Raw genomic sequence first — 12,283 nt, forward strand, 5'->3', positions numbered from 1 at the left:
GTCCTTCATAAGCTGGATGAAGGGCAAAAAAGGCTAGACCTTGTGCGAGATTTGTCCTTCATAGGCTGGGTGAAGGACAATATAGGTAGGATCTGGTCGAGTATTGTTCTTCATAACCTGGATGAAGAACAAATTGAGTGTGCCCCCAGCCAAGTTTTGCCCTTCATATTGCTTATAAAAAACAATTTTGATGAAGTGCAGTCCAATTATGTCCTTCATAACTTTAGAAATATATTTCTAAGTATTTTTATGAAGCTTTCTCTAACTGTTCATTTCCGCCACTGGACGAAGGAATGGATTTTTCAAGGGCGAATCCAATCACTCCGCCAACAACAGCCGGAACGATCCATCCAAGGCTGACGGATGCTAGTGGCAAATAGCTGACCAGTGATTCTAACATGCTCCATTTGAGGCCGAACATGGCGAGCCCATCGTGAAGGCTGACGATTCCGGTTAAAGCAAGCGCCCCGGCATATACTTTTTGTGAACCGCCAAAGAAACGATGGAAAAAGGCAAGTGTCACAAGTACAATCGTTAACGGATAAGCCATTACTAAGAATGGAACGGAAATCGCAATGATTTGATTCAAGCCTAAATTAGCAATGAGGAAGCTTGCTAAAGTTACAAGCGTAACGACGAGACGATAGCTTAATTTGGGGGCAATCTTTGAAAAATATTCCCCGCAGGCAATGGTCAGTCCGACACAGGTAGTAAAGCAGGCAAGCGTAAAGATGAATCCAAGCAGTACTTTCCCTCCGAACCCTAAAACGAGCGTTGCTGCAGTGGATAAAAGGGCAGTACCATTATCAAAGGAGCCATAAGGTCCCATTTTGGCACCTAAGAAACCGATCGCAAGATATACCAAAGCGAGAGCAATGCCGGCGACAACCCCTGTTTTAACCGTATATACGGTTAATTGTTTCTTTTCCTTTACTCCTTTTTGCTTTAAAGTATTTAAGATGACAATCCCAAATGCCAACGCTGCAAGGGCATCCATTGTAGAGTAACCGTCGATGAACCCTTTAAATAACGAAGCGGACTGATAGTTTGCTGTTGGAGCCGTTAATGGATGATGTAATGTAACAAATCCGGTAACGCAGAGTACTACGATCGAAAGTAAAAGGGTGGGTGTAATCAAGCGTCCCATGTAATCAACGACTTTCGTTGGGTTCAGGCTTAATAAATAAACTAGCAGGAAAAATGCGGCCGTAAATCCGAGTAATAGAAACGGCGACGAGCGGTTGATAAACGGTTTAAGCCCCATTTCAAATGCAACGTTGGCGTTTCTCGGAATCCCGAAAAATGGTCCGATCGATAAATAAACAATAACAGTGAAAATAAGACCAAACCATGGATGTACTCTGTTGCCTAAAGTATTAGCACCATCCTTTACGAGTGATGTGGCAATTAATACGGAGAGCGGCAGCCCGACCGCTGTTACAATAAATCCGGTAATCGCCGGCCAAAAGTTTGTCCCGGCATTCATCCCTAAAAAGGGTGGGAAAATTAAGTTACCAGCTCCAAAAAACATGGAAAATAACATTAACCCTACAAAAACTGTGTCTTTCATTTTCATTTCTTTTCTTCCCCCTTTTTTACTAAAAAACAAAAAGCCCGTCCCTCTAGATAGGGACGAGCTAGCTCGCGTTACCACCCTACTTCCGCAAAATGAAAAGTAAATTGCGGCTCTCGATCAACGTACCATCATACGTGTCCCATGTTAACGGCAGGCATTCCGGCGAAGACTTACTGAACTTTTCAGCCTTGCATCTCAAAGATGATTTTCACTTGTATCCAGACACCGGCTTTCACCAACCGCCAGCTCTCTTAAGTCCAAGAATAACAAGCTACTCTTCTCGTCATTGATTTTGACTTTTCTAAAAAATTTATATAGCCATTATATTATATTTTGATAGTTTTGCAACCTTAAATTTTTAGGAGAAACTATAGGAAAGCGTTATGATTGCTGATATGACAATAATATTTGAAATTCAAATTTTAAAGCTGTCTTGTTAAATTTCTAAATATCTTTTAAAATTAATACTAATTCGTACTGGTTATTCGATAAAGTAAAGAAATTTTGAATTTGAGAATTGTCCAGCTCCACAAGAAATGCTTCGACAGCATCAGCATCGTACGCCTAAACGCGATAGCTTTTAGGAGGGGCGCCTAGCCCCTTTTTATGTGCTCCTGCGCGCATGCCTACAAGGAGAATTATTCGGAGAAGCAGGCAGGCTGACCAAGGCGCTACGCTTTTCTTAGGAAGATTGGAATGATGAATCATGTTATTTGTAACAGAAATGCCAAAAGAAGCAAAAGACAAGATCCAATATTCCGGACTTGTATTGTTTACTGAAAAGGGGTATAAACATACCTCCGTTTTAGATATTGTCGAGATGGCTAGAATTTCAAAAACAACTTTCTATCAGCATTTTTCGAGCAAAGAAGATTTATTGGCGAACCTTTTTGCTGTTATATTCAAAGAAATTATTGCAGAGGTAAAACGAGAAATTGACAATGAGGAGCGGAATGTTTACAAAGCCTATGTTGGAATCCGCCGCTATATGGAAATTTGTTTCACTGATAGTAAAGTGGCAAACCTACTTCTGGTGGAGTCAGTCGGCGTCTCTCAGGAGATCGAAAGGGTACGGAATGAAGCACACCGCAATTTTGCTCAGCTGATGTTTCAAACTGTTCGGGACCTCTTACCAAACAATGGATCAGAGGCAGAGATGCACATTGTATCTCAGGCGATGATTGGTGCTATTAATGAAGTAATTGTTCTTAACTATGATAAAGAACGGGGACTTCACCAGTTTGAAGACCTGGCACGGATTCTCAATCGAGTCGTCATCGCAGCATTCGTTCAATTAGCTCAGTAACGGATGCCGTTCTTTTAAAAAGCCCATTCGCATGGGCTTTTTTTAATGTAAAATTCCTATAATAGTCATAAATGGTATTTTAACGTTAAAGGAGAAACCGATGAAACTAAGTATATTTTTGCTTATTGCCAGTATGTTGGATGCTGTCTTTACACATTTAGGAATTGCTTCTGGCTTTATTGGGGAAGGCAATCCTGTTTCAAAGTTTTTAATTCAGGAAAACTGGATATATTTCTATACGGTAAAAATTCTTCTTCCTCTAATCTTAATGGGCATATGCTATATATACCCGTTAAAAGGGAAGAGCCGGCTTCTCCTAGTTTCAGCCTGTATCCTTTATTCATCAGTGCTTGTGATCCATTTAGCTTGGATTATTTTATTCGTTTAAGTTCCCGGGAAACTGGACACTTTCCAGTTATTCAGTTAGTATCAATCTGATATGACTTTGGGTAAAGGAGTAAGACATGATTAATACATTAAAGCCTTTTTTACAGGAAATGTGGGAAAAGTCAGGTTTTCAATCAGCAACTGCTATTCAGGAGGCAGCCATACCGGCTATTCTTGAAGGGAAGGATGTAATTGCTGAATCACCTACTGGTACGGGAAAGACGCTAGCATATTTGCTCCCGCTTCTCGATCAAATCGACCCTAATTTACCTGCATTACAGGCAGTTGTGCTGGCATCGTCCCAGGAACTTGTGATGCAAATTTTTCAAGAATACCAAAAATGGTCTGAGCATAGCGGCATCAGGGGGACATCCATAATTGGCGGAGCGAACTTGAAACGGCAGCTTGAAAAGTTAAAGAAACGTCCTCATGTCATCTTCGCCACACCAGGCCGACTGCTTGAATTGATAAAGCAAAAAAAAGTGAAAATGCATGAAGTGAAGCTGCTTGTTTTAGATGAAGGGGATCAGCTCTTGCTGTCTGAACATTTGAATGCGGTAAAGCAAATTGTGAAATCAACGATGCGTACGTGCCAGGTGGTCCTATTTTCCGCCACATTTAAAGAACAGACTGAACAGCTCGCAAAAGAAATGACGAAGGATGCGCAAATAATTCGTATCAGAAAAGATGAAGTGGCTACAAAAGGAACTGTTGAGCATATTTATTTTTTAAGTGAACGCAGAGATAAAATTAAACTGCTCGAAAAAATTGCACGCTTAGAGCAAAGTAAGACACTTGCGTTTATGAATGATATTGGCGAACTACAGGTATTGAAAGAAAAACTAAAATTTAAAGAGCTTTCTGTTGGCATTTTGCATAGCGAAATGCCAAAAATAGATAGGCAGGCAATATTAAAAGCATTTCGCGATGGCAATATAAAAATGCTGATTGCCACAGATGTAGCAGCACGAGGACTTGATATTCATGGAATTACTCATGTTGTTCATATCGATTTACCAAAAGACCTGCAGCAATATATTCACCGCTCTGGCAGAACAGGAAGGATGGGAGCGGATGGTATTGTCATTTCTCTTGTAACAGAGCGGGAAGAGCGGGAATTAAAAAAATATTGCCGGGAACTGAATATCTCGCTGCATAAAAGGGTATTTTACATGGGGAAGATCGTTGATGAAAAACAAAGAATACGAAAATAATCGGAATTCTTCAAAGTAAGGAGAAACGCTCAGAGAGCATTAGGCCTCTGAGCGTTGACTTTACTAACTTATTGCAGCACTCTTGCAGCGCTGGAAAAATGAGATGGGTTGTAATTAGAAATTTTTACAACATCACCTGTTTCAGGGGCTTGAATCCATTTTCCGTTTCCAATGTACATACCTACATGGTAAGCGGGCGTTCCCATAAATACTAAATCTCCAGGCTGAACAGCGCTTGGTGAAATCCTGGTTCCTACATTTTGTTGCTCTGCCGCTGTCCTTGGAAGAACGACTCCAACAGAGTGGAATACATATTGCATTAATCCCGAACAATCGAATCCGCTTGGCGAAGATCCGCCCCAAACGTAAGGAACACCAAGATATTGCTCAGCTGTCGCAATTACCTTATCTGCTAAACCGGATGCATTAGCCGAAGGAACTGAAAATGCAGGTCTGCTTGCTGTAATTTGTTGGGTGGCCTGTTGCTGTGTTTGTTGAGCTTGTTGTTGTGCTTGCTGTGCTTGTTGAGCCTGCTGCTCAGCTAGCTGTTGTGCTCGTTTTTGTGCTTCTAGTGCCTCTTGCTGTGCCTTTTCTTCAGCTTGTTGCTGTGCGAGCATGTCCTTTTGCAGCTGTAGATTATTCTTTGCATTTGCCAATTCTTTTTCGACTTCTTGTTTATTCTCTTGAATTTGTTTTTGTTCTGCAGCTAATTCCGCTTGGCTCTTTTTTAAATTATCCAATTCGTTATGTAATCGGTCTTGGGCATTTTTTAATGCTTGTGCTTTTTCATTTAAACCGTTGAGTAAATCTGTGTCACTTTGGATAAATTCCGAGATAGCAGTAAAGCGTGTTAAAAATTCGGATATATTATTGGATGACAATAATAGTTCTGCGTAGGTGACAACAGGTTGCTGTCCTTCTGATTGAATGCTTTTTAACCGTTCAGCATAAACTTTTTTATGGGCTTCTAACGAGCTTTTCGCTTTTTCAATTTCTGCCTTCGTTGCGTCAATCTTTTTCTGCTGTTCTTTAATATGATCATTTAGTTTTTGGCTTTTAATGATGGACACGCTGATTTGGTTGTCCAACTTCTGAATCTTTGTTTCGAAATCATCGATTTGATTCTGGGTTGCGTCAATTTGCTCTTGTGTTACTTTTGTATCTATTGGGCTTGCGAAAGTTGGGGTAGTTTGCAGCATTGCAGCCAAAATGGCAGCCGAAATTGAATATTTTAATAGTTTCTTTTTCATCACAGAATCTCCCTTTGTTACCTCAGTCTACTAATATATAGTTTATATTCCAACTTAGCTAAAAACAATGGGGGTGTCGTGAATGTAATGAATTTGTAATATTATGTAGAATCGTTAAAAGAAGAGTCGAAAAATAAAATGATATGATGCAAAAAGTTGGGGATATTCAAGAAGAATAAGCTGAAGGGTTTTCACTCATACTATCAATAACTTTCTCAAAAAGGAGTTGACAGGTGTGGGAAGAAAGAAACTTGGAAATGCCAATGCACAGCGTAACAATAATCGTAAAAAAGGAATGAAAAACAGCTCTGATCTTGTCGAGTTTTCAACTGGTCAAGACTTAAAACGAAACCGACCGAATAGTAAATAATGATTTACGCCTCCCAGCCTTTTGCAAGGAGGCGTTTATTTTTAGAGTTTTTCAGTAAACTTATTCTTTTTACTTACACATGGATATATACTTTCATTTAATGCAGACTGCAGGGGCATCTACCAGCCTGAACGGGGTATAACTTTGGACATGAAAGTCCCGCTCCAGATCAATGTAGTCCGAACGGTGCATATTCAGTCGAATTTTTTCTCGGATCTTTTTTTCAAAATAATTAACGAAAGCACACTTTTTTATATACTCTTCTCTTCCTTTAGCAAATCCAGCCCTTTTTTGGTTGGGCCTTCCATAACTTCACCGGAATACGAATAACGTGAACCGTGACATGGGCAGTCCCATGTTTTTTCCGCGGCATTCCATTCGCATTCGCAGCCAAGATGCTTACAGGTGGTATCGACAATGTACAGTTTTCCATCCTTATCTTTATAGGCGCCGGCTCTTTTTCCATTATAAGTGACAACAGCACCTTCACCATTTTGCAAATCTTCTGGATCTTTCGGAACATATTCAAGCTTTCCCTTAATTAAATGTTTGGCCACGTCTGCATTGGTAGTAATAAACTTCTTCAAGTCCGGATCGGCATGGAAACGGGACGGAGAATATAGTTCTTTATAAGGATTATCTCTTCTTAGCACATAATCAGCTAATAAATGGCCGGCGGCGATCCCTGTTGTCATGCCCCATTTCTTAAAACCGGTTGCGACAAAAATATGCTCGTAGTCATGTGTAATCGGACCGATGAACGGAAGCTTGTCCAGTGTTACCAGATCCTGGGCTGACCAGCGGTATGCATAGTCTTTAATGCCAAAGACTTCTTCGGCAAAGTCTTGCAGTGCTTCATAATGCTTGATTGTATTGCTCCCTTGTCCTGTTTTATGATTTTCCCCGCCAATAATCAACAGCTTTTCACCATTTACCGGTGTATAACGGATGGAGCGGACCGGCCCGTCGGCGCTGATATACATGCCGCCCGGATATTCCTTGTCTGTTTTGATCCCGATCGCATAGGACCTTTCTGGATACATTCTTGCAAAATAAAGCCCTGGTATATCATAAAATGGAAAATGTGAAGCAATTATCACATTTTTGGCTGTCACCTGATGACCAGATTTCGTCACGACTACAGGATGAACAGCATCATTTTTGATGGTGTTTGCGGTTGTATTTTCAAAAACAGTGCAGCCTGCCTTTACGGCTTCCTTCAGTAATGCTTTTAAAAATTTCAACGGATGATATTGTGCCTGGTTTCGCATGACGATGGCGGCTTTTGCGTGAATCTTTTGGAATGGGATGATATCTTTTAAAGCACCCTTTATTCCTAACTTTTGATAGGCTTCCCATTCGGTCTGGAGTTTGTCAACATATGGATCTGTTGATGCATATACATAAGCATCTTGATGACTGAAATCACAATCAATGTTTTGTTCTTTTATTGTATTTTCTACAAATTTGATCGCATTCATGTGGGACTCATAATAGAGTTTCGCTTTTTCTTCCCCAAAATGGTTGATGAGTTCATCATAGAGAATGTTATGCTGGGCTGTTAATTTCGCTGTTGTATGTCCGGTTGTTCCATTTAAAACCTTACCTGCTTCCAGAATGGCCACTTTGACTCCTTCTTTTGAAAGCAGATAGGCAGCAGTAATTCCAGTTATTCCGGCACCAACAATAACTACATCTACTGATAAATCTTCATTTAATTTTTCAAATGAGGGAAGTTCAATTTCTCGCCAGTAACTTTTCGGAAATTGAGGTATTTTCTCTGGTGTGTTCATAATAGATCCTCCAGTTTACATATTTATGTTTAATTTTTCCTAAACTGAAAAAATCATGTGAAGGCAACACAAAAAAAGGTATAGAATCGCATTGATTCTATACCTGCGTTTTGTCTAGCGCTTTAATTCCTCTTTAATCTCGCCGTAGATGTTTTTCACTTTGCCTTTTGCTTTTTCAACTTTTCCTTCCGTTTCCATTGATTGATGATCGGTCAGTTTCCCCCATCGCTCTTTGACTTCACCTTTCAACTTATCGATGCTTCCTTTTAGTTTGTGTTCATTCATGGATTTCCACCTCATTTTTTTGATTTAAAACCTCTAAAACTCCATCATTATTGCATTTTCTCATTATAGAATTTCACGGAATATTGAGCGCCTTCACTTACCATGTTGTTATCTTCCTCATCGTGGGGATGTGGGTGCCCACCTTTATGGATCGGCAGCTTCTCGCTTTTCTTAAAAATATTCGGATAAATCTTTTCTTTCCAATCCCTAAGAAAATTTTCTGCCTTTACGCGATTTGGTTTGTTGGAAAGCCAAACTGCAGCGGAAGCACCAATTCCTGCAATCATTAATGATGTCAATCCTATACTTCGTTTCATCATGATCCCTCCTGCAAATTTATTTCCATTGGCATTTATTCAATTTACTTTTTGAATACCCTTTTTTAAAGATATGAAACTTCTTTCATGTATGATTTGAAAGAAAAATGAGGATGATGAGGAAAAAATCATTAATTAAAAGTGGAATTCTATGAAAAGGAAAAAGAATCGTTCTCTTTTTAAACAAAAATGTTTAAGTCCTAGTATAAGGTGGTATTACAAAACCAAGGTTGAAAATATTATCAGCCTGGTCAAAGATACTAGATTTTAAAGAAAGTGGGTGGTGTAATATACGCTGCTGCCATAAGAAAGCATGGAAAGACATGATTTAAAAAAATTAAGAGGAGGAATGAATTTGGCCGAAAATATAAAGGTAAGGCAAGGAATCGCTCTTCAAGAGGGACAAGCTGATAATAATGTACGTGAGTTGAAAACATATTCTAGTATTAATGGACCAGAATTTCAAGCACAGAATCCTCAAAAAGAAGAACAGGAAGCTCCTTTTGAAAGAGAAGAACCCGAACAATCGCGTGATCCGACTGCAGGCTAATCTGGAAGCGAACCGCCAGAAAAGGGTGTAAAATGAAAACATAATCGGTTGATAAAACAGCGGAACTATATAAGTTTTCCGCTGTTTTATCATGATATAAGAATTTATAAGTTTTTACCAAGTGTATTGGCACCCGAATCAAAAAGCGTGCTGCGATTGCCAATCAAGAGTATTAAGAAAATTTTCCCTTTAGTTGATTGTGAAAAATGAAGAAAAAACCGTCTAGCGGTGACTGGATTCTACATAGTCGATTATTGATTTTAGCACCTTTTGTGATATCGAATCGATCGACGGGACACCTAGAATCATTAAGGTGAAGACTGGAGGATCCGTGTCACGCTACACTATAAACCTTTTAAAATTTTTTGGACTATAGTAATTTTCTTTTTTATGATATAAGAATTTATAAAAATCGATTTCTCACTAAAAGTCCAAAAACTAGACTTTTAGTGATGAAGAACATTTGTCTGTCGGGGCTGACCAAGGCGCTTGAGCTTTCTAATGATTTCATAGAAAAAATGCACACGATTGAACGTGTGCATTTTTGTAAGTTATTTTGATAGGAAAGCATTTAACATCCATTTATGCTTTTCTAGAGATGTTCGAATGGCAATAAACATATCAGCGGTCGGCTGGTCATCGGATTTCTCCGCTATATTAATGCCATGCGTTAGTTCATTGCAGATGGTTGCAAAATCTTCAACCAATGTCCTGACCATATCTTCTGCATTTTCATTTCCTGTGGCTTCCTTAATCGTGGCAAGCTTTAAATGCTCTTTCAGAGTTGCCGGCGGGGTAGCTTGGATCGCCAGCATTCGTTCCGCAATCGTGTCCAAATGTAATCCTGCTTCCTTATACAATTCTTCAAATTTAAGATGAAGTGTAAAGAAGTGTTCTCCTTTTACATACCAATGATAATTATGCAGCTTCATATAAAGAACAGAGAAATTGGCCACCTGTCTGTTAAGAGTTTCTGTAACGAGATTTTGTTGATATTTTGTTTCGGTTATTGCCATTAAGAATCCCTCCAATTATGTGATAGTTGTTTATACCCTTCTAAAATCCAAATAAAACAATAAAAAAATAAACAGGCCGAATTTCCTATTCTCAGCTTTCGTAGAAGTCAGATTGATTATTTTTATGATAGACTAAAGTAAAAAACAACGGCCCATTAAAGGACCATTATTGCTGTGGATCTTGGGTCAGATTTTTCTTCTGAAGTTCACTGCCGGTTTTTGCTTGTTCCATTTCTTTGCCAAGCTTTTTGATTTCATCTAAATTCTGTGCCATAGAACCATTGTTAGCTTTTTTCTCCTGTGTGGTCAGGGTTTGCTTTGCATCTTTATTCATACATTACATTCTCCCTTCACCCTAATATCATTACTTGCTTTTTATGTACCCTTTTTTTAGAGGTTGAAACTTTTTAAAAAATTTTTTAACAAAGTTTCAACTTCCGTGGGAATGGGTAAATAATAAAAAAATAATCTCAGAGGTGATGAAGAAATGAATATAAAAATAGATAAACAACAGAAAAATGGGGAAACTTTGGTACAAATAGCTGGAGAAATCGATGCTTATACGGCACCGAAGCTAAAAGAGGAGCTGCTGCCGCTTGCGGAAGGGAAAAACATTTCGCTGACTGTCTGCCTAAAGGATGTTTCTTATATGGATAGTACCGGACTTGGTGTTTTTATTGGTCTGTTTAAACAGTTAAAGCAAAATGACGGCGAGCTTAAGCTAATTAACTTATCTGACCGGTTGGTACGTCTTTTCCAAATCACAGGTATTAACAATATTATTCATATTTCAGCACAATAAAAAGGTGGTGCGGCATGAAGCAACTGATGGATTATATTGAAATGAAGATTCCCGCTAAACCAGAATATGTCGGCGTGATTCGATTGACATTATCGGGGATCACGAGCCGTATGGGATATACATACGAAGAAATAGAGGATATGAAAATTGCGATCAGTGAAGCATGTACGAATGTGGTACGGCATGCTTACCAGGATGACGAAGAAGGAGAGATGGTGATCGGCTTCGGAGTCTATCAAGATAAATTAGAAATGATGGTCACTGATTATGGAAGAAGCTTTAACTTTGCCGAGAAGAAACAGGAACTTGGTAGCTATAATGCATCAACCACTTTGGATCAAATAGTAGAAGGAGGGTTGGGTCTTTATTTGATTGAAACGCTTATGGATGAAGTTCAAGTCATAAATCAAAACGGCGTGACGGTCTTCATGGTTAAGTATTTAAGTGGGGAGCGTGAAACTCATGCCACAATCGTCTCAGAACTTGAAGAGAACGAGGGAAGAAATTAATGCTCTCATTATGGAATTTCGGGAAAATGAAAGTGAAGCTGCTCTAGTAGAGTTGGCAGATCAATATACACCCCTTATCGCAAGTCTTGCACGAAAATATTCAAAGGGGAAGAATTTTCACGAAGATCTTATGCAGGTTGGGATGATTGGGTTATTAGTATCACTTAAAAGGTATGACCCTGCTTACGGCAAGTCCTTTGAATCTTTTCTAATCCCTACTGTTATTGGTGAAATGAAGCGGTTCCTTCGAGATAAAACATGGAGTGTTCATGTGCCTCGCCGGATCAAGGAGCTTTGGCCAAAAGTAAAAGCAGCGGTGGACGAGTTGACCAATCTAAACCAGCGTTCACCGAAAATTAAAGAAATTGCACAGTTTCTCAATATCTCTGAGGAAGAAGTATTAGAGGCGATGGAAATAGGGAAAAGTTATCAAGCGGCCTCAGTCGATCAGTCGACTGATTCGAGCTATGACGAAAACTCGAGGACACTACTAGAAATTATCGGAAATCCCGATAAAGGCTATGAAAAGGTTGACCAGAAGCTATTGATCCGGGATGCTCTTCATGTTTTAACTAAAAGGGAAAGAGAAATTATCCACTGTTTATTTATAGAGAACAAAAGTCAAAGGGAAACAGGCGATCAATTGGGAATCTCGCAAATGCATGTTTCCCGCCTGCAAAAAAGGGCGATTGAAAAACTGCGGCAAGAACTATCAAGTCATGTTTAGTTGAGGTAGGTATACCTATACTCTACCTTTTTTTGTGTTTCCATCCTTTTATAACCTTTTTGATATAGTCTTCAGAGGTACATATGGAAAATGTGTGGATACGGGAGAAGATATTCCTCATGGAAGGCTCGAAATCTTTCCTTATACCAAACGCACACAAGAAGCACAGAAAAAGTTTGAG

16 protein-coding genes and 1 other annotated feature are annotated in these 12,283 nt (G+C 39.2%); of the genes, 9 read left to right on the top strand and 7 right to left on the bottom strand.

Annotated features, from left to right (window positions below; genetic code table 11):
• Positions 1-247 precede the first annotated feature (247 nt).
• Positions 248-1,576, bottom strand: coding sequence for a branched-chain amino acid transport system II carrier protein (gene brnQ / locus BFU02S_RS11330; protein WP_066370583.1), 1,329 nt, complete (start codon positions 1,574-1,576; stop codon positions 248-250).
• A gap of 49 nt (positions 1,577-1,625) precedes the next feature.
• Positions 1,626-1,872 (bottom strand) — a binding site (T-box leader).
• 410 nt (positions 1,873-2,282) lie between these two features.
• Here brnQ and BFU02S_RS11335 point away from each other — a divergent pair.
• From BFU02S_RS11335 to BFU02S_RS11345, 3 genes are all read left to right on the top strand, one after another.
• A complete protein-coding gene (locus BFU02S_RS11335; RefSeq protein ID WP_066370586.1) occupies positions 2,283-2,882 on the top strand; it encodes a TetR/AcrR family transcriptional regulator in 600 nt (199 codons plus the stop codon).
• A gap of 100 nt (positions 2,883-2,982) precedes the next feature.
• Positions 2,983-3,270 carry a DUF5658 family protein gene (locus BFU02S_RS11340; protein ID WP_066370588.1) on the top strand — a complete coding sequence of 96 codons (288 nt, stop codon included), beginning with the start codon at positions 2,983-2,985 and terminating at the stop codon, positions 3,268-3,270.
• Positions 3,271-3,346: 76 nt separating this feature from the next.
• The gene (locus BFU02S_RS11345) at positions 3,347-4,483 is read left to right on the top strand and encodes a DEAD/DEAH box helicase (protein ID WP_066370591.1); all 1,137 of its coding nucleotides are present in this window, start codon (positions 3,347-3,349) and stop codon (positions 4,481-4,483) included.
• Between the two features lie 68 nt (positions 4,484-4,551).
• Here the strand turns inward: BFU02S_RS11345 and BFU02S_RS11350 are convergent, their stop codons facing one another.
• Positions 4,552-5,733, bottom strand: coding sequence for a C40 family peptidase (locus BFU02S_RS11350; protein ID WP_066370594.1), 1,182 nt, complete (start codon positions 5,731-5,733; stop codon positions 4,552-4,554).
• 235 nt (positions 5,734-5,968) lie between these two features.
• On the opposite strand from BFU02S_RS11350, the gene ypzF reads away from it, so the two are divergent.
• On the top strand, positions 5,969-6,103 hold the full coding sequence (gene ypzF, locus BFU02S_RS17515) for a protein YpzF (RefSeq protein WP_268872903.1): 135 nt from the start codon (positions 5,969-5,971) through the stop codon (positions 6,101-6,103).
• A gap of 251 nt (positions 6,104-6,354) precedes the next feature.
• Here the strand turns inward: ypzF and BFU02S_RS11355 are convergent, their stop codons facing one another.
• From BFU02S_RS11355 to BFU02S_RS11365, 3 genes are all read right to left on the bottom strand, one after another.
• The gene (locus BFU02S_RS11355; RefSeq protein WP_066370599.1) at positions 6,355-7,896 is read right to left on the bottom strand and encodes an FAD-dependent oxidoreductase; all 1,542 of its coding nucleotides are present in this window, start codon (positions 7,894-7,896) and stop codon (positions 6,355-6,357) included.
• 114 nt (positions 7,897-8,010) lie between these two features.
• Positions 8,011-8,181 (bottom strand): CsbD family protein, encoded by a 171-nt coding sequence (locus BFU02S_RS11360; RefSeq protein ID WP_066370607.1) that lies wholly within the window; start codon positions 8,179-8,181, stop codon positions 8,011-8,013.
• 47 nt (positions 8,182-8,228) lie between these two features.
• Positions 8,229-8,498, bottom strand: coding sequence for a YbyB family protein (locus BFU02S_RS11365; RefSeq protein ID WP_066370608.1), 270 nt, complete (start codon positions 8,496-8,498; stop codon positions 8,229-8,231).
• A gap of 355 nt (positions 8,499-8,853) precedes the next feature.
• Between BFU02S_RS11365 and BFU02S_RS11370 the strand changes: the two genes are divergently transcribed.
• Positions 8,854-9,048, top strand: a complete 195-nt coding sequence (locus BFU02S_RS11370) for a hypothetical protein (protein ID WP_157075912.1) — start codon at positions 8,854-8,856, stop codon at positions 9,046-9,048.
• 551 nt (positions 9,049-9,599) lie between these two features.
• Here the strand turns inward: BFU02S_RS11370 and BFU02S_RS11375 are convergent.
• Both BFU02S_RS11375 and BFU02S_RS17020 read right to left on the bottom strand, forming a co-directional pair.
• Positions 9,600-10,064: a Dps family protein gene (locus BFU02S_RS11375; RefSeq protein ID WP_066370614.1), complete on the bottom strand. Its 465-nt coding sequence runs from the start codon at positions 10,062-10,064 to the stop codon at positions 9,600-9,602.
• Positions 10,065-10,230: 166 nt separating this feature from the next.
• The gene (locus BFU02S_RS17020) at positions 10,231-10,398 is read right to left on the bottom strand and encodes a hypothetical protein (protein WP_169797596.1); all 168 of its coding nucleotides are present in this window, start codon (positions 10,396-10,398) and stop codon (positions 10,231-10,233) included.
• Between the two features lie 153 nt (positions 10,399-10,551).
• Between BFU02S_RS17020 and BFU02S_RS11380 the strand changes: the two genes are divergently transcribed.
• The 4 genes from BFU02S_RS11380 to BFU02S_RS17520 form a co-directional block, all read left to right on the top strand.
• On the top strand, positions 10,552-10,866 hold the full coding sequence (locus tag BFU02S_RS11380; protein ID WP_066370616.1) for an anti-sigma factor antagonist: 315 nt from the start codon (positions 10,552-10,554) through the stop codon (positions 10,864-10,866).
• 14 nt (positions 10,867-10,880) lie between these two features.
• Positions 10,881-11,375 (top strand): anti-sigma B factor RsbW, encoded by a 495-nt coding sequence (gene rsbW, locus BFU02S_RS11385; protein ID WP_066370619.1) that lies wholly within the window; start codon positions 10,881-10,883, stop codon positions 11,373-11,375.
• On the top strand, positions 11,329-12,102 hold the full coding sequence (gene sigB, locus BFU02S_RS11390; RefSeq protein WP_066370620.1) for an RNA polymerase sigma factor SigB: 774 nt from the start codon (positions 11,329-11,331) through the stop codon (positions 12,100-12,102). The genes rsbW and sigB overlap by 47 nt, the downstream gene beginning before the upstream one ends.
• 34 nt (positions 12,103-12,136) lie before the next feature.
• Positions 12,137-12,283 (top strand): TraR/DksA family transcriptional regulator (locus BFU02S_RS17520; protein WP_174520339.1); only part of this gene is annotated, 147 nt, incomplete at its 3' end.

The sequence above is a fragment of the Neobacillus fumarioli NBRC 102428 genome (genome assembly GCF_001591485.1).
Lineage (GTDB): Bacteria > Bacillota > Bacilli > Bacillales > Cytobacillaceae > Neobacillus > Neobacillus fumarioli.